Here is a 16848-nt window from a genome sequence, read left to right on the forward strand (position 1 = left end):
GATTCGCCCGGCAATCGCGCGTCGCGAACGTCGGCGAACCGCTCAGCCGGTCACGCCGGCGGCCCGCAGCTCTTCGCGGATCGCGTCGCGTTTCACCAGCGCGAAGCCGACGCAGATGACGAGGAAGCCGGCGACCGTCGTGGCGGTGATCCCCTCGTCGAGGACGAGCCACCCGACGACGGCGGCGAACACCGGCGCGACGTAGGAGACGAGGTTGATCTCGATCGGTCCGAGCCGGTCGAGCAGGTCGAAGTAGATGAGGAAGCCGGCGCCGCTGGCGACGACCGAGAGGTACGCGAGCGCGAGCAGCGACTCCGTCGTCCAGACCGCGTCGGCGACCGACTCGCCGATCGCGACCGAGACGAGGTGGGTGAGCCCCGCGCCGAGCAACATCGACCACGCCTCCATCGTCTCGATGGCGATGTCGGCCTCGGAGGCCCGGGAGAGCACGGAGCCGAGCGCGAAGGAGGCGGCCGCGAGCAGGACGAGCAGCTTCGCGACCGTGCCGCCGCCCGTCAGGTTCGCTGGGTCGGGGTTCGCGAGGACGACCGCGCCGACCAGTCCGATCGCGAGGCCGAGCGCCCCGACGGCGGTCAGCCGCTCCGCGGGCAGGAAGGCGCGGGCGAAGACGGTGGTCAAAAGCGGCGAGAGGCTGACGATGACGGCCGCGACGGCGCTCGTCACCGCCGGGTCCGTCTCGCCGACGAACAGGAAGGAGTGGTAGGCGGCGATGATGAACACGGCGCTGGAGGCGACCTCCAGCCACGCGTCCCGGCCGCGCGGGATCGGGTCCTCGACCGCGTACGCGGCGTACGCGAGCATCACGACCCCCGCCACGTCGTACCGGAACGCCGCGAACAGCACCGGCGGGAAGTACGTCAGCCCCGCCTTGATCGCGACGAACGCCGAGCCCCAGACGGCGGCGAGGACGAGGAACAGCGAGAGGTTTCTGAGACGGCTCACGTCGGCCCTCTTCCCGGACCGGGCCAAAAGCTTCCGGAAGCGGCCCGGTTCGCTGGCTCGGACGACCTGGGGCGAGCGCGGTTAGGGTGCGAGCACGACCCGGAAGTGAGCGTGACTCGGTGGTGAGCGCGACTCAGGGCGCCCGAGGCCCGGGAGACGGCCGACCGTCAGCGGACGCGGTACCCGTCGGCGTCGCGGGCGATGACGCCCACGTCGGAGAGCCGTCGGAGCGCGCTCTCGACCGTCGACTCCTGTGCGCCGACCTCGTCGGCCACCGCCGCGGGGGTGCCGTCGGTCTCGACGACCGCGGCGATGACGGCCGCGAAGAAGCGGCTGTCGGCCTGCCCGCCGAGCCGCTCGTCGATCTCGGCGAGGGCGTCTTCCACGCGGCCCTGGACCCACCGCTGAGCGAGGGAGAGCTCGCGGTCGAGGTCCTGGAGGCGCGCGAACTCCTCCGCGAGCTCCGCGAGGTCGCCGGTCGAGCCGGACCCGTCCGGCGCCTCGATCGAGAGGTGGGGACAGCGCCCGGACATGTCGAGGCTGTTCTTCGCCGGGTACGCGCTCTTCGCGCCGAAGCCGTACGGCGAGACGCTCACCTCCAGGCGGAGGCTGCGCGCGATCCGGAAGTACTTCCGCCGCTGGTCGTCCGTGGTCGACTCGACGACGCCGGCCTCCTCCAGCTTCCGCAGGTGGTCGATCACGGCCTTCGGGCTCACGTCCAGGTACTCCGAGATCTCCGTGACGTAGCAGGGCTTGGTGGCGAGAAGCCGGAGGATGCGCCGGCGGTTCTCGTTACCGAGGAGATCGAGCAGTACCGCGGAGTCCATTAACGTGTGGTTAGCGTCGAGCGGATAAAAGGTTGGCTTCCGGTGACGGCCGTTTGGGGCGCGGATCGACCGAGGGAGCGGCCCCGCCGGGAGCGCGGCGAGACGCCGCCCACCGAAGGGTAGTTACCCCGCGGGCGGCACGCGGGAGTATGGAGACGGCACTCGTCATCCTCGACGGCTGGGGGCTCGGCGACCACGACCGCCGCGACGCCGTGAAGGCGGCCGACACGCCGACGTTCGACGCGGCGACGGAGCGCGGGGCGGACGGCCGCCTCGTCGTCCACGGGCGGCGCGTGGGACTCCCCGAGGGACAGATGGGCAACTCGGAGGTCGGCCACCTCAACATCGGCGCCGGGCGGGTGGTGAAGCAGGCGTACACGCGGATCACGGACGCGCTCGCCGAGGGGTCTCTCGCGGACAACGACGCGATCGCGGACGCGCTCGACCACGCCGACTCGACCGGCGGCCGGGTCCACTTCATGGGACTGGTCTCCGACGGCGGCGTCCACTCCGACGTGGAGCACCTGCTCGCGCTGATCGACGCCGCGGCCGACGCGGGCGTGCCGGCGACGAGCCACGCGTTCACCGACGGGCGCGACACGGCCCCGGAGATCGCCGACGGGTTCCTCGCCGACGTGACCGCGAAGGCGAACGAGCGCGGGACCGGCCACGTCGCGACCGTGACGGGGCGGTACCACGCGATGGACCGCGACGAGAACTGGGAGCGCACGAGGAAGGCGTACGACGCCATCGTCTCGCGCGAGGCGCCCCACGAGGCCGAGAGCGCCGTCGCGGCCGCGAGGGAGGCCCACGCCCGCGGCGAGACGGACGAGTTCGTTGAGCCGACGCTTGTCGCCGGCGAGCCCGCGCTCGAAGACGGGGACGCGGTGATCTTCTTCAACTTCCGCGCGGACCGCGCGCGGCAGCTGGTCCGGATGCTCACCGGCACCCGGCCGGCGTGGGAGTTCGACCTCGATCAGCCCGACGTGCGCATGACGACGATGACCGAGTACGACGAGACGTTCGAGTTCCCGGTCGCGTTCCCGCCGCAGATCCCCGAGAACACCATCGGCGAGGTCGTCGCCGACGCGGGCGGCACCCAGCTGCGCATCGCCGAGTCGGAGAAGTACCCCCACGTCACCTACTTCCTCAACGGCGGCCGCGAGGTGGAGTTCCCCGGCGAGATCCGCACCATCGTCGAGAGTCCGGACGTGCCCACCTACGACCACCAGCCCGAGATGTCCGCCCCCGAGGTGACCGACGAGGCCGTCGAGACCGTCGCCTCGGAGGACCCTGACCTGCTCGTCCTCAACTACGCGAACCCGGACATGGTCGGTCACACCGGCGACTTCGACGCGGCGGTCGAGGCCGTCGAGGCCGTCGACGAACAGCTCGACCGGCTGCTCGACGCGGTCGCCGACGCCGGCGCGCACGCGGTCGTCACCGCCGACCACGGCAACGCCGACGACATGGGTACGGCCGACGACCCGCACACCGCGCACACGTACAACCCGGTCCCGTTCGTCTACCTGACGCCCGACGGCGACGACGGGGGACGCAGGGTCCGCGAGGACGGCTCGCTCTGCGACATCGCGCCGACGCTCCTCGACCTGATGGACCGCGACCGGCCCGCGGAGATGACCGGCGAGAGCCTGCTCGCGAATAAACGATAAACTTCGGAGCGATTCCCGCCCGTTCCACGGCGTTTTAATACGGCGTCTGTCCTGTTATCTTTCATGACAGACGAGACCACGCCCGTGATCGCGGCCGCGTACCGAACGCCGCAGGGGAAAGACGGCGGCGTCTACGAGGACGTCCGCAGCGAGGACCTCTCGACGACGCTCATCGACCACGCGCTCGAAGAGACGGGGCTGACCAGCGACCACGTCGACGACCTGATGTGGGGGGTCGCCCAGCAGCGGACCGAGCAGGACAACAACGTCGCGCGCGTCATCGCCCTCCTCTCGGAGCTGGGCGAGTCGGTGCCCGCCACCACGATCAACCGCTGGTGCGCCTCCTCGATGCAGGCGGTCATCTCGGCGTCGGACGCGATCGCCGCGGGCAACCGCGACTGTATCATCGCCGGCGGCGTCGAGAACATGAGCCGCGTCCCGATGGACGGCGACTCCTACCAGCACCTCCACCCCGAGCTCTCGGAGCGGTACAACCTCTTCCAGCTCCAGATGGGGATGACCGCCGAGAAGGTCGCCGAGGAGTACGACGTGAGCCGCGAGGCGCAAGACGAGTACGCCGCCCGCAGCCACCAGCGCGCCGCGGAGGCGACCGAGTCCGGCCGCTTCGACGACGAGATCGTCCCCGTCGAGACCGAGGACGGGCTCGTCGATGAGGACGAGGGCATCCGCCCGGACACAACCGCCGAGAAGCTCGCCGACCTGCCGCCGGCGTTCACCGGCGACGGCAGCGTCACCGCCGGGAACTCCTCGCAGATCTCCGACGGCGCGTCGCTCACGGTCGTCACGAGCAGGGCCTTCGCCGAGGAGCACGGGCTCGACGTGCTCGCCGAGGTCGGCACCAACGCGGTCGCCGGCGTCGACCCCACGGTGATGGGGATCGGCCCGGTGCCCGCCACCCGCGGCCTGCTCGAACGCGCCGGCACGGACATCGACGACTACGACCTGGTTGAACTCAACGAGGCGTTCGCCTCGCAGTGCGAGTACTCGCGGCGCGAGCTCGGCGTCGACGAGGACAAGTACAACGTCAACGGCGGCGCCATCGCTATCGGCCACCCGCTCGGGGCCTCGGGCGCGCGCCTCCCCGTCACGCTGCTCCACGAGATGCAGAAGCGCGACGCCGAGCGCGGCCTCGCCACGCTCTGCGTCGGGTTCGGACAGGGCGCCGCGATCGAGTTCATCCGGTAGGCGACCCGCGAGACGAACTTTCCGCCGCGGCGCGCCTGCGAGCGGCCGCCCCCCGGCGGCCGCGAGCCAGCCCGCGAGGGAGTCGCGAGCGGTGCGAGGTGCGAGCGAAGCGAGCACCTCGATTGCGAGCGGTGCAACCGCGAGCAGCGAGCGACGAGGCTGGGGAGGCGTGAGGTGCGGTCGCGGTGCGGGCGGGACTCGAAGGGGCGGCCGTGAGGCGTGCGCAGGCGACGCAAGGACCGCAACGAGGTAGCGAACGAAGTGAGCGACCGAGTGAGGACCGCAGCGAGCGTGCGCACGCCTCACGGCCGGGGCTTCGGAGGTGTCCGTGTCGATCGCTGATCCGCTCTTGTCGTCGATCGCTTACTCGTCGCCGTGCGTGAAGCCGCGGTCGGGTAGCGGGTCGCCGTCGGCCGTGACGCGCGGCGCTTCCTCGGGCCCTTCGACCACACAACCGATCCGCGTCAGGCCGGCCGGGCACGCCGCCGCGACCGCCTCGAACTCCTCGTCCGGCACCGCACACAGCAGCTCGAAGTCCTCGCCGAAGTGCGCGGCGAGTTCGAACCGCTCCGCCGACCCCTCGGCCACCTCCTCGACCGCGGGGTGAACCGGGACCGCCTCCCGGTCCAACTCGATCCCGACCCCGCTCGCCTCGGCGAGCTGGTGGCACGACCGCGCCAGCCCGTCCGAGGAGTCCATCATCGCGGTCGCGGTGCCCGCGAGCGCGAGCCCGTCAGCGACCCGCGGCGTGAACCGGAACAGCTCGTTCGCGCGCTCGACCGCCGCGTCGTCCCCCTCTTCGAACAGGCGCAGCGCGGCCGCAGACCGCCCCCACTCGCCGGTGACGCAGAGCGCGTCGCCCGGCCGCGCCCCCGACCTGGTGACGGCTCCGGCCTCGGTCACGTCGCCGACCGCGGTGGTCGCCGTCGTGAACTCGGCGTGCTCGTCGAGGTCGCCGCCGACATACTCGGCGTCGACCGCCTCGCAGACGTCGACCGCGCCGGCGACGAACGCCTCGAGGTCGTCCCGGTCGAACGCCTCGTCGGCGTAGACGGCGACCGCCGCGCGCGCGGCCGCGCCGGTCGCGGCCACGTCCGACAGCGACGCGCCGACCGCACGCCAGCCGGCGGTGTACCGCGTCGTCCCGGGCGGGAAGTCGGTCCGCTCGTGGAGCATGTCCGTCGTGATGACCGTTCCGTCGACGACGGCGGCGTCGTCGCCCGCGTGCGGGAGGTCGGCCGCGAGGGCCCGGAGGGCGTCGCGTTCGTTCACTACCGACGCTCGGCGCGGCGAGGGCAATAAGCGATCGGTCCGGGCGCCCGGAGCGCGGACCATCACCCGGAGCCGACGCCGAGGGCCGTTCGCTCGGTCCGTTCGCCGTGTCTGTGCGCCGTGTTGTCATGGAACATTTAATCGGGTAAAACAACATAACGAATATTATCATTATCAATCATTATGTTTATTACTCCCTCCCGAGTCGTCCCAGTCGCAATGGCAGTATCCGTACACGGACACGCAGCGACCCGACGCACCGAGTCGATCACCAGACGACCGCCCCAACCGCCCACACGACCCGATGAAGACACCTAACGACACGCCCGACGACACGACCCGACGCACCGACAGTACGACCGACGCGGACTCGACGACCCGTACCGACCGCCGGACGGAGTCGAGCACGACGACACCTTCTCCCCGGACGATCCCCGGCCGCACCCCGCTCACCGAGGAGGCCGGCGCGCCGCTGGTCCCGACGATCACGACCCGCCGAGCCACCGGGACGCGGTCGCCCGGCTCGTCGCCGGCGACCGAGGCCCGCCGGCCGACCCGCCCGCCGACCGACGACGAGCGCGACGCGCCGCTCGTTCCCGACCTGCGTCCCGCCTCGCGGACGCGGACGGACGGGGGGTCGCGATGACGGCGAACGCCGCGCGCCGCTCCTGCGACCGCTCGGCCGGATCGCCCGCCGAGGGCTCGTTCCGCCGCGCCGTCCCGATGGCCGGGACCGGCGACGTCCCCCGACCCGACCCCACGACGTTCGCGCCGAGCGCTCGCTGCGACGGCGAGCGCCGCGGCGACCGACGCGCCGCCGCCGACCGACGCTCGACCGACGGCCGCCGCGCCGGCGAGCGACGGGCGACGACGAACCGCACCGCAGCCGACGACCCCACGCAGTAACCCGATGAATCCCAACGAACTCGACGACGACGTCTTCACCAGAGATATCGACAACCCGGCCGGCCGCCGACTCCGCGAGCTGTTCGACGAGCAGGAGTACACGTTCGCGCCCGGGATCTACCACGCCCTCGACGCCCGCCTCGCGGAGATGGCCGGGCTCGACGCGGCCTACATGAGCGGCTACTCGACCGTCCTCGGCCAGTTCGGCTTCCCCGACCTAGAGATGGTCACGATGAGCGAGATGGTCGAGAACGCAAGGCGCATGGTCGAGGCGACGAACCTCCCCGTCATCGCCGACTGCGACACCGGCTACGGCGGCGTCCACAACGTCCGCCGCGCTGTCCGCGAGTACGAGAAGGCCGGCGTCGCCGCCGTCCACATCGAGGACCAGACCTCGCCGAAGCGCTGCGGCCACATCGCGGGCAAGCAGATCGTCTCCCGCGAGCAGGCCCGCTCGCGCTTCGAGGCCGCGGTCGACGCCAAGCAGAGCGAGGACACCGTCATCATCGCCCGCACCGACGCGTACGGCTCCGCCAACGGCGACTGGGAGGAGCACCTCGAACGCGGCCGGATCTACGCCGACGCCGGCGTCGACCTCGTCTGGCCCGAGATGCCCGACCCGTCCCGCGAGGACGCGGTCGAGTACGCCGAGACGATCCACGAGACCCACCCGGACCTCGATCTCGCCTTCAACTACTCCTCGTCGTTCGAGTGGGGCGCCGAGGAGGACCCGCTCACCTTCGAGGAGCTGGGCGATCTGGGCTACCAGTACATCTTCATCACGCTGTATGGGCTCCACTCCGGCGCGCACGCCGCCTACGAGGACTTCGCGAACATCGCCGAGAACGACGAGGAGGCGCAGTTCGACCTCGAAGAGCGGTACATCGGCCACGAGACGGAGAGCCACCACGAGCTCTCCTTCGTCCCGCGGTACCAGGAGGTCGAGGCCGAGTTCGACCCCGAGGCCCGGCGGCGCCAGGAGGAGTCGGCCGGCTTCACCGAAGACGAGAGCGACCCGATAACGGCCTCGGAGGGCGACGACTGATGGGCGGACCGGACGACGTGACGCTCCGGCGGAGCCAGCTCGCCACGCCGGGCTCCGACCCGAAGATGATCGAGCGGGCGCCCGACTCCGGCGCCGACGAGGCGTTCCTCGATCTAGAGGACTCCGTCGCGCCCGCGGCGAAGGTCGACGCCCGCGAGAACGTCATCGAGGGGCTGATCGAGTACGACTGGTCGGACACCCGGCCCTGTTACCGGATGAACGGCGTCGACACCCGGTGGTTCTACGACGACGTGATCGAGGTCGTCGGGCGGGCCGGCGAGTACCTCGACACGATCATGGTGCCGATGGCGAACAACCCGGAGACGGTCGCCACCGTCGACAATCTCCTGACGCAGGTCGAGGCGAACAACAACCTCCCAGTCGGCGAGATCGGCCTCCAGGCGCAGATCGAGTCGCCGGAGGCGATGACGAAGGTCGCCGACATCGCCCGCGCCAGCGACCGCCTGGAGTCGCTCGTGTTCGGGCCCGGCGACTACACCGCCAACGTCGGCGCCGCCGGCCTCACGATCGGCTCCGGCGGCGGCTACCCCGGCCACTACTGGCACTACCAGCTCGCGCGCATCGCCCACGCGGCGAAGGCGCAGGGCCTCCAGGTGATCGACGGCCCGTACGCCGAGATCGAGGACGCGGAGGGGTTCCGCGACTCCTGCCGCTGGGCGAGCCAGCTGGGCTGTGACGGCAAGTGGGCGATCCATCCGAGCCAGATCGAGCCCGCCAACGAGACGTTCGCGCCCTCGCCCGAGGAGGCCGAGAAGGCGCGCCGGATCGTCGAGGCCTACGCCGAGGCGAAGGAACAGGGGAAAGGCGCCGTCTCGGTCGACGGCGAGATGGTCGACGAGGCGACCGACAAGATGGCCCGCGGCATCGTCGCGCGCGCCGAGCAGGCCGGGATCCTCTGAGGCGCCGGCGCGCGCCCGCCGCTCACTCCTCGTCCGCGATCGCGCCGAGGTCCCGGAGCTCCTCGATGTCGCCCTCGCCGTAGCCGTACTCGCGCAGCACCGACTCCGTGTGTTCGCCGAGCGCGGGCGGGTGGCGGCGGACCGTCGTCGGCGTCCGCGAGAAGTGCATCGGCGAGCCGGGGAACCGCACCGTGCCCGCGGTCGGGTGCTCCGCCTCGGCGAGCATCCCGCGCGCCTCGATCTGGGGGTCGTCGAACACCTCGCCGACGTCGCGGACGCGGCTCGCGGGCACGTCGTGCGCTTCCAGCCGCTCGACCGCCTCGTCGGTCGTCATCGCCGCGAACGTCTCCTCCAACTCGCGTTCCAGCTCGTCGCGGTTCCGGACGCGTCCCTCGTTCTCTTCGTACCGCTCGTCGGCGAGCAGGTCGGGGCGGTCGATCGCCTCGCACAGCGGCGGCCAGAACCGGTCCGACGAGCAGGCGACGACGACGTAGTCGTCCGCCGTCTCGTACGCCCGGTAGGGGACGATGTTCGGGTGCTTGCTCCCCATGCGCCCCGGCGGCTCGCCGCTGGCGAAGTAGTTCGTCGCCATGTAGCTGGTCCAGGCGGCCTGCCCGTCAAGCAGGCTCACGTCGATCTTCTGCCCGCGGCCGTCGCCGAGCTCGCGTTCGAGCAGCGCCGCGAGGATCGCCTGCGTCGCGTACATCCCGGCGCCCACGTCGGCGAGCGCGACCCCGATCCGGACCGGCGGGCCGCCCTCGACGCCCGTGAACGACATGAACCCGCCCCGCGCCTGCATCATGATGTCGTAGGCGGGCTTGTCGCGGTCGGGCCCCCACTCGCCGTAGCCGGAGATGCCGCAGTAGACGAGCCCCGGGTTCTCCTCGACGAGGTCGCCGTAGTCGAGGCCCCACTCGGCGGTCTTGCCGACGCGGAAGTTCTCGACGAGCACGTCGGCCTCGCGCGCGAGGTCGCGGACGACGGCCCGGCCGGCCTCGGTCGTCAGGTCCAGCTGGATCGACCGCTTGTTTCGGTTGACGCTGACGTAGTAGGCGCTCTCCGCGCCCTCGTCGCTCTCGCCGTCGCCCTCGCTGAACGCCGGGGGGACCCACGTCCGGGTCTGGTCGCCCGGGCCCGGCCGCTCGACCTTGATGACCTCCGCGCCGAGGTCGCCGAGCTGCATCGTGCAGAACGGGCCGACGAGGACGCGCGAGAGGTCCAACACGGTGAGCCCGTCGAGCGGGCCCGTGTCGCCCTCAGGTTCTCGCGCCTCACCGACCACGCGGTCTCGCCTCCGCTGACCGTCGCCGTATCCGGTTCATGCGATCCGGCACAGCCGCCGGGGTACTGAGTGTTGCGGCGTCGCCGCGACCGACGGAAAACGAGCGTCGCCTCAGGCCGCGAGCGTGTCGATACCGTCGATCTCGACGTAGCCGTAGCCGCAGTCGGGACACCGCCACTTCGTCTTCTCGCCGAGGTGGAGCGTCATCGCCGCGGTCCGGTAGAACGAGCGAGTCTCGCCGCACGCGGGACAGTCCACGTCCTTTTCGAGCGCCATGTGCGCCGATCGATCCGGGCCGGTGTTGAACCTACTGATCCGCCCGCCGCCGTCGCGCGCGGTCGGTCGCCGCGGTCCGCGCCCCGCCGAGCCGGCCCTCACCACACCGGCGCCAGCAGCAGCGCGACCGTCGCCGAGATGAAGACGAGCTTCAGGGCGGTGTTGACGACGATCACCTTCGTGCCGAACGAGGGGCCCCAGATCCCGTACTGGAAGGGGATCGAGCGCCGGAACGTCGAGACGGCAAACGAGAGGATGCTCCCGATGAGCAGCGACGCGACCGCGGTGCGGGTGGTGAAGACCCCGGCCTCGGTCCCGGCCAGCGTCGCCGCGCCCGCGGTCGTGTCGAGCGTGAACACCGCGATGACCGGCACCGCGGCGCCCGGGAGGCCCAGCACGCCCGTGATCGGCTCGGCGACGCTCGTCAGCGCCCGCACGTCGTAGGTGGTGACGAGCCAGATGACGAGCGTGTAGACGACCGCGAGCCGCGGGACGATCCGGCGGAGCGTCCCCCACGACTTCTCTGCGGCGTCGCGGACGCGCTCGCGGTCGGTCCGGTCGTCGGCCTCGGGACCGGTCGCGTCCACGTCGGCGAGCGCGGCCCGGTCGACGTTCGACTCCGAGAGGAGGAGCCCGCCCGCGACGACGCCCGTGACCGAGATCAGCAGCGCGATGCCGGCGCGCGCGCCGACGTAGACGGCGCCGGTGGTGACGCCTAGGATCGGGATCAACACCGGCACGTAGTAGGTGAACACGTGCTGGACGAACCCGAAGAACGTGTTCATCACCACGGCGACGAGCGTCGCCCGGTCGTCGAGCAGGCCCGCCTCGCGGTACTCCGCCAGCGTCGCGTAGCCCGCGGTCGTCGACGCGGCGGTCGTGAGGATCGCCGTGCCGACCTCGTCCGGGAGGTTCGCGGGTCGGGTGAGCCACCCCGCGACCCCGGCGACGTACCGGACCAGCCCGAACGCGACGGCGACGTTGGCGGCGAAGACGCCGCCCGCGATGAACGCCGTGATCCGCGCCAGCCGGGGGACCACCTCCGCGAGCAGGACCGAGAGGTCGGCGGCGACTGACTGCACGAACCGGCGTACGCGAGGGGCGCTCAAATGGGCGTCGGAACGCGCGCTCGTTCCCACCGCGTCGGAACGCCGGCCCGGCGTCGGCGCGCGGAGCGAGAGTGTCGGCGCGCGGAGCGAGAGCGGCGGCGCGCGGGGCTTATGTCCCGCCGCGGAGAACGAGGGGCCGATGGCTCCCGCCGAGGACGACATCTCGATCGACGAAAAGCGCGTGTACGCGGGCAGCGCCGGCCGCACCGACGCCTACGTCGCGACGGGGTCCGGGATCGTCCGCGTCTCGCTGTCGGCCGACAAGGTCGGCGCGTTCGACATGGTCGCCCGCGACCCCGCCCGCGACGTGGCCGTCCTCGCGCGCGGCGACGGCGCCGCCGACCTCGTCGCCGCGGCGACGCCCGACGGGCTCTCGGTCGCGGCGGTCGGCGACGACCCGGAGTTCGAATCGGTCGACGACGACGCGGCGGTCGCGGTCGGCGCGGCGAGCGGGCGCGGCGACGCGACGGGAGCGCGTGACGGCGCGCTCCTCATCGCCCGCGAGAGCGGCGCGGTCGAGCGCGTCGCGTTCGAGGCGGGCGGGACGGCGGTCGCCGCGACGACGCGGCTCGGAACCGTCTCGGAGTCGCGCGCGGTCGACGGGGCGCTCGTCGCGGGCGCGGAGGGGGTGTTCCGCGTCGCCGACGGCGGGCTCACCGACGTGGGACTGGACGACGCGCGCGACGTGGCCGGCGCCGGGATGCCGCTCGCCGCGACCGGGGCGGGACTGTACTGGCTCGGCAACGGCTGGATGACGGCGCGGGAGGGGCCTGCGGACGCGGTCGCGGCCGACGGCGACGGCCACGCGACGGCGGTCGTCGACGGCGACCTGCTGGTTCACGCCGACGCGGGCGGCGAGTGGGGCGACGAGGCGTGGGAGCCCGCCGAGCTTCCGGTGGACGAGGCGGTCGTCGCGCTCGGCTACGGCCCCGGGCTCTCGGTCGCGGTCACGGCGGCGGGCACGCTCTGCGTCGACGCCGGCGACGGCTGGCGGCACCAGGTGGTCGGCGTCCGGGACGTGGAAGGGGTCGCGCTCGCGGTCGTGGAATAAGACGAGCGATATGCGGAACCGTTCGGTTGCTCCTCCGCTGCCGCTGGCGCGATGAAGACCGCCGAAGCCCCGGTCGCGAGGCGGGCGCACGCTCGGTGCGCTCCTCGCTTGCTCACTCCGTTCGCTCGCTGCGGTGCTTCCGTCGCCTGCGCCCGCCTCGCGACCGCCCCTTCGAGCCCCGCCCACACAGCCCCGCACCTCACCCCTCCCCAGCCTCGTCGGCGGTTCTCCGCTTCGCTCCGAACCACCGACTCCCTCGCGCGTGCGACCAGCGCCCTGCGGGCGCTCGTCGGCACGCGCCACCGCCTCGGTCATATATAAGCAACTAGTTAGATTCCCGCCTGAGGCCGTCTTACGCGCTCGGCAGGTCGATCGGCTCGCCGTCCGCGTACACCGTCGGCTCCCGGATGATCCCGTCGAGGTGGAGCGGCGCGTCCGTCTCGCCGCCGATCCCGGCGTTGTCGCCGATCGCGATGTGGACCGTGCCGCCCGCCTTCTCGTCTAACAGGACCGATCCGACGAGCTCCTCGACGCCGCCGTTGGTCCCGATGCCGAGCTCCGCGAGGTTGTAGGCGGCGTCGCCCACCTCCTCGGCGGCGGCCTCCACGTCGGCGCGGATCGCGTCGTCGGCGATGTCGGTGACGAACCCGTCCTCGACCTCGAACGCGAGCGTCTGTCCCTCGTCGAGCAGGCCGTGGGGCATCATCGTCCCGTCGACGACGAACGTGCCGGTCGCGGTCTCGGGCGCGACGAACACCTCGCCGGCGGGGAGGTTCGAGAAGTCGCCCGGCTCGCGGACCATGCCCGTATCGGCGAGCCACTCGCGGCCGCCGATCCCGAACGTGATGTCCGTGCCGGCGGGCGCGGTGACGCGGACCTCGTCGGCGGCGGCCACCTGGTCGAGCACGTCGTCGCAGGCGGCGTCGATGGCGGCGTAGTCGGCGTCGAGCCCGGTCGTGAACACGTCCTCGGTGATTCCCGGGAGCGTCGCGCCGCGCGCGCCAGCGTCGCAGGCGGCGCCGCGGGCGCGGGTGTGACTCAGGCTCTTCGTCGTCGGCGCGAGGAAGACGTCGGCCTCCCGCATCGCGGCCGCAACCGGCGCCGGCGGCTCCGTCCCGTGCTGGTCCGCGGGGGGGTACCGGAGGACCGTCGCGTCGTCGGTGACGGCGCTCGCGGCCGCGTAGAGCGCCTCGCCGATCGGCTCGCGCTCGTCGTCGGTGACGACGACGACGGACTCGTCGGAGGCGACGTTCAGGCACTGTTCGACCGCGGTCGCCGCGGCGTCGGAGAGGTCGGCAGCCATGCCCGCGTCTCCGTCCGCCCGGGCGTTAGGCCTTGTCATCGCCGATTTTACTCTATTTCGTAATTGAATTATTTACGTCCGGTACCGATCGGCGTCGAATTAACCGATCGATTACTCGTGGGGTAGTTAATTTCAATTTGCGTTTCTCGAAAAGATTATGCCGGTCCCCGAGCGAGGGACGCACATGATACGCGTGGGCGTCAACGGCTACGGCACGATCGGCAAGCGGGTCGCGGACGCCGTCGCGGCCCAGGCCGACATGGAGCTCGTCGGCGTGACCAAGGCGTCGCCGGACTACGGCGTCGAGACCGCGGCGCGCCGCGGATACGACCTCTACGCGGCTGTCGAGGACCGCACCGAGCAGTTCGCGGCCGCCGGCGTCGACCTGGCGGGGACTCTCGGCGACCTGCTCGACGCCGTCGACGTGATCGTCGACTGCGCCCCCTCCGGCGTCGGCGAGCGCAACGCGCCGGTCTACGAGGCACACGACACGCCGGCGATCTTTCAGGGCGGCGAGGACGCGGCCGTCGCCGACGCCTCGTTCAACGCCCGCGGCCGCTTCGAGGCCGCCCGCGGCGCCGACTCCGTCCGTGTCGTCTCCTGTAACACGACCGCGCTCTCGCGGCTGCTCGCGCCGCTCGACGAGACCTTCGGCGTCGAGAAGGCGCGCGTCACGCTCGTGCGCCGCGGCGGCGACCCGAACGAGACCGACCGCGGCCCGATAAACGACATCGTCCCCGACCCGGCGACGGTCCCCTCCCACCACGGCCCCGACGTGAACGAGATCCTCCCGGACGTGACCGTCGACACCGCGGCGCTGAAGGCGCCCGTCACCGGGATGCACACCCACAGCGTCAACGTCACGCTGGCGACCGAGCCGGACCCGGCGGCCGTCCGCGACCTGCTCGCCGACGAGAGCCGGATCTTCCTCATCCCCGAGGCCGCCGGCATCGACGGCGCGGGCGCGCTGAAGGACTACGCCGCCGACGCGGGCCGGCCCCGCGGCGACCTCTGGGAGAACTGCGTCTGGGAGGAGTCGATAAGCGTCACCGGCCGGGACCTCTACCTGTTCCAGAACGTCCACCAGGAGGCCGACGTGGTCCCCGAGAACGTGGACGCGGTCCGCGCGCTCGCGACCGACGTCGACGCGGCCGAGTCGGTCGCGCGGACGAACGAGACGCTCGGCGTCGGTCTCGACGGCCGGCTCGGGGACGGCGAACTGACACGCACGGAACTCCCCGCGGACGACTGACGGGAGCGGGCGCTGAGTTCTTCTTTACTGCCGCCCGAAAGCGACGATTACTCGGTCGGCCGCGTGACGAGGAACGTCCGCCCGCCCCGGCGTTCGAGGTGGACCTCGCTGCCGTCGACGCGGTTCGCCCGGACGCGGTCCGGGAGGCGGTCGGTTCGACAGTCGGTGACGTCCACGCGCGTCGGCGTCGCGTACCGCGGTCGGTCGGAGACTACTGCGCTCATACCTCCCGATCGGAGCGGAATCCCCCTATAAGCGAGCCATGCCCGGAGTGAAAGTGAAAGTGGACAGCTCCGTACCGCTGGCCGGCGATTCGGGCACGGCGGCTCCGGGGTCCGCCTCCCCCTATCGACGGAGGCCGGTCGCCTCGTCGTCCTCGACGAACCGCACCGTGAAGTAGTCGTAGCCGCCGTAGGCGGCGTCGAGTGCGCCCATCCACCAGTTCCAGCGCTCGACGAGCGAGGAGCCGTCCGGGGCGTCCTCCATGTGCCCGACCACCCCCGGCACGGTCAGCCCGTGACCGCGGTCCTCGGAAGGCCGCCCGGAGTCGACGAGGTCGCGGGCCGCCCGCGAGACGGCGCGCCGCTCCGCCTCGGTCCCGCCGAACTCGTCTTCGAGCGCGCGTTCCAGACGCTGTCTGTCCATGTCCGTGCTACGGTCCGCGAGTATATGAGTCGCGTGGTAGGGGGTGTCACGTCCGGTGTCGGGGGCGTCTCACAGGCGCGCGGCCAGCGCGAGAAACAGGAGGGAGAACGGCGCCGTGAGCAGCGCCAGCGCCACGCCGCCCGCGCCCTCGCCGGCCGCGACGGCCATCAGGAGCCCGACGACGAGCGAGAACGATCCCAGGACCGCGAGGGTGAGCCGCTCCGGGACGCTCGCGCGGTCCGGGCCGTCGCTCTCCGCCAGCACCGCGTCGAGCGCCGCCTCGACCTCGTCGGCGCGGTCGGTCGGGACGAACAGCCACGGCGTCGACCGGAACCACGCGTTCCCGCGGTACGCGAGCAGGAACAGCGTCGTCCACCGGAGGTCGATCCGCCGCGTCCGCACGACGGACCCGAGGTCGTCGCTCCGGGTCCGGTCGTAGCTGGGGTACGTCCGCTCGACCGTCGCCGCCGCCGGGTCGAGCCGGACGGTCTTGCCCGACGACTGGGCGACGGCCGGCACGAACCAGACGAGCCAGAACAGCGGCCAGAAGGCCGGCAGGAGGTCGGACGGGAGCGCCAGCGCCGCCGCGGCGACCGCGCCGAGCCCGGCGAGCGTCCAGCCGGGCCGCAGCGCGCCCGCGGCCTCGCGCAGCCGGGAGACGGTCAGCTCGCTGACCGCGGTCTCGCGGTACCAGACGTACAGCGAGGGGACGGTGGCGACCGCGAGCGCGAACAGGAACCCGACGCCGACGGCGGCCTCGGCGAGGCCGACGCTCGGCAGCGCGAACTCGCCGATCCCGGTGAGCACGGCGGCGACGACGGCCCCGATTCCGACGAGGACGGCGCCAGCGATCCCGCCCGTCGCGCCGGCCGCGAGCGACCTCAGCCGGTCGTACCGGACCGGTCCCCACTCGATCGCCTCGCGCCCGGGACCGCGAGCCGCGTCGACCCCGTCGGTCGCGGTCGCGTCGTCGCGCTCTGCGTCTTCGACCGCGTCGGCGGGTTCGACGGCGTCGACCGCGTCGGCCGCGGCCGCGGGTCCGCTCTCGGAGGGCATGCGCCCGAATTGCCGTCGAGCCGATAAAAATCGTGAGGCCGATCTCGCCGGCTCCCGCCGGG

The 16848-nt window shown here is 72.1% G+C and carries 18 protein-coding genes; 8 read left to right on the forward strand and 10 right to left on the reverse strand.

The genetic code is table 11. The features are described from left to right. Positions 1-42: 42 nt before the first annotated feature. Entirely contained in the window at positions 43-963 is a 921-nt protein-coding gene (locus DVK05_RS13330; RefSeq protein ID WP_121564046.1) for a DMT family transporter, read from the reverse strand. Positions 964-1130: 167 nt separating this feature from the next. Continuing rightward, positions 1131-1790 carry an ArsR family transcriptional regulator gene (locus DVK05_RS13335; protein ID WP_121564048.1) on the reverse strand — a complete coding sequence of 220 codons (660 nt, stop codon included), beginning with the start codon at positions 1788-1790 and terminating at the stop codon, positions 1131-1133. A gap of 149 nt (positions 1791-1939) precedes the next feature. On the opposite strand from DVK05_RS13335, the gene gpmI reads away from it, so the two are divergent. Both gpmI and DVK05_RS13345 read left to right on the forward strand, forming a co-directional pair. Continuing rightward, positions 1940-3463, forward strand: a complete 1524-nt coding sequence (gene gpmI / locus DVK05_RS13340; RefSeq protein ID WP_121564050.1) for a 2,3-bisphosphoglycerate-independent phosphoglycerate mutase — start codon at positions 1940-1942, stop codon at positions 3461-3463. A 63-nt stretch (positions 3464-3526) separates the two neighbouring features. Continuing rightward, a complete protein-coding gene (locus tag DVK05_RS13345) occupies positions 3527-4669 on the forward strand; it encodes a thiolase family protein (RefSeq protein ID WP_121564052.1) in 1143 nt (380 codons plus the stop codon). 363 nt (positions 4670-5032) lie between these two features. Here the strand turns inward: DVK05_RS13345 and thiL are convergent, their stop codons facing one another. Continuing rightward, on the reverse strand, positions 5033-5941 hold the full coding sequence (thiL, locus tag DVK05_RS13350) for a thiamine-phosphate kinase (RefSeq protein ID WP_121564054.1): 909 nt from the start codon (positions 5939-5941) through the stop codon (positions 5033-5035). A 304-nt stretch (positions 5942-6245) separates the two neighbouring features. Here thiL and DVK05_RS13355 point away from each other — a divergent pair, with 304 nt between their 5' ends. The 4 genes from DVK05_RS13355 to DVK05_RS13370 are packed head-to-tail and all read left to right on the forward strand — an operon-like array spanning position 6246 to position 8812. Beyond that, positions 6246-6587: a hypothetical protein gene (locus DVK05_RS13355; protein WP_121564056.1), complete on the forward strand. Its 342-nt coding sequence runs from the start codon at positions 6246-6248 to the stop codon at positions 6585-6587. Then, a complete protein-coding gene (locus DVK05_RS13360; RefSeq protein ID WP_121564058.1) occupies positions 6584-6847 on the forward strand; it encodes a hypothetical protein in 264 nt (87 codons plus the stop codon). The genes DVK05_RS13355 and DVK05_RS13360 overlap by 4 nt, the downstream gene beginning before the upstream one ends. 4 nt (positions 6848-6851) lie before the next feature. Next, complete coding sequence (aceA, locus tag DVK05_RS13365; protein WP_121564060.1) at positions 6852-7892, forward strand: isocitrate lyase; 1041 nt, start codon at positions 6852-6854, stop codon at positions 7890-7892. Next, the gene (locus DVK05_RS13370) at positions 7892-8812 is read left to right on the forward strand and encodes a CoA ester lyase (protein ID WP_121564062.1); all 921 of its coding nucleotides are present in this window, start codon (positions 7892-7894) and stop codon (positions 8810-8812) included. The genes aceA and DVK05_RS13370 overlap by 1 nt, the downstream gene beginning before the upstream one ends. A gap of 22 nt (positions 8813-8834) precedes the next feature. On the opposite strand, the gene DVK05_RS13375 is transcribed toward DVK05_RS13370, so the two are convergent. The 3 genes from DVK05_RS13375 to DVK05_RS13380 form a co-directional block, all read right to left on the reverse strand. After that, positions 8835-10094, reverse strand: coding sequence for a CaiB/BaiF CoA-transferase family protein (locus DVK05_RS13375; RefSeq protein WP_121564064.1), 1260 nt, complete (start codon positions 10092-10094; stop codon positions 8835-8837). 111 nt (positions 10095-10205) lie between these two features. Continuing rightward, positions 10206-10370 carry a hypothetical protein gene (locus tag DVK05_RS17400; RefSeq protein ID WP_167551924.1) on the reverse strand — a complete coding sequence of 55 codons (165 nt, stop codon included), beginning with the start codon at positions 10368-10370 and terminating at the stop codon, positions 10206-10208. 98 nt (positions 10371-10468) lie between these two features. Then, positions 10469-11452, reverse strand: coding sequence for a nucleoside recognition protein (locus tag DVK05_RS13380; protein ID WP_121564066.1), 984 nt, complete (start codon positions 11450-11452; stop codon positions 10469-10471). Positions 11453-11618: 166 nt separating this feature from the next. Here DVK05_RS13380 and DVK05_RS13385 point away from each other — a divergent pair, with 166 nt between their 5' ends. Further along, positions 11619-12530 carry a hypothetical protein gene (locus DVK05_RS13385; RefSeq protein ID WP_121564068.1) on the forward strand — a complete coding sequence of 304 codons (912 nt, stop codon included), beginning with the start codon at positions 11619-11621 and terminating at the stop codon, positions 12528-12530. A 352-nt stretch (positions 12531-12882) separates the two neighbouring features. Here DVK05_RS13385 and DVK05_RS13390 read toward each other — a convergent pair whose 3' ends face one another. Continuing rightward, positions 12883-13833, reverse strand: coding sequence for an aminopeptidase (locus tag DVK05_RS13390; RefSeq protein WP_121564070.1), 951 nt, complete (start codon positions 13831-13833; stop codon positions 12883-12885). A 184-nt stretch (positions 13834-14017) separates the two neighbouring features. On the opposite strand from DVK05_RS13390, the gene DVK05_RS13395 reads away from it, so the two are divergent. Continuing rightward, positions 14018-15085 carry a type II glyceraldehyde-3-phosphate dehydrogenase gene (locus DVK05_RS13395; protein WP_121564310.1) on the forward strand — a complete coding sequence of 356 codons (1068 nt, stop codon included), beginning with the start codon at positions 14018-14020 and terminating at the stop codon, positions 15083-15085. A 47-nt stretch (positions 15086-15132) separates the two neighbouring features. Here the strand turns inward: DVK05_RS13395 and DVK05_RS17405 are convergent, their stop codons facing one another. The 3 genes from DVK05_RS17405 to DVK05_RS13405 form a co-directional block, all read right to left on the reverse strand. Next, on the reverse strand, positions 15133-15309 hold the full coding sequence (locus DVK05_RS17405) for a hypothetical protein (RefSeq protein ID WP_199712333.1): 177 nt from the start codon (positions 15307-15309) through the stop codon (positions 15133-15135). Between the two features lie 121 nt (positions 15310-15430). Then, the gene (locus DVK05_RS13400; protein ID WP_053772684.1) at positions 15431-15730 is read right to left on the reverse strand and encodes a hypothetical protein; all 300 of its coding nucleotides are present in this window, start codon (positions 15728-15730) and stop codon (positions 15431-15433) included. Between the two features lie 69 nt (positions 15731-15799). Next, positions 15800-16786: a hypothetical protein gene (locus DVK05_RS13405; protein WP_121564071.1), complete on the reverse strand. Its 987-nt coding sequence runs from the start codon at positions 16784-16786 to the stop codon at positions 15800-15802. Positions 16787-16848 lie beyond the last annotated feature (62 nt).

Source organism: Halorubrum sp. Atlit-8R (genome assembly GCF_003666025.1).
Classification (GTDB): Archaea; Halobacteriota; Halobacteria; order Halobacteriales; family Haloferacaceae; genus Halorubrum; species Halorubrum salinarum.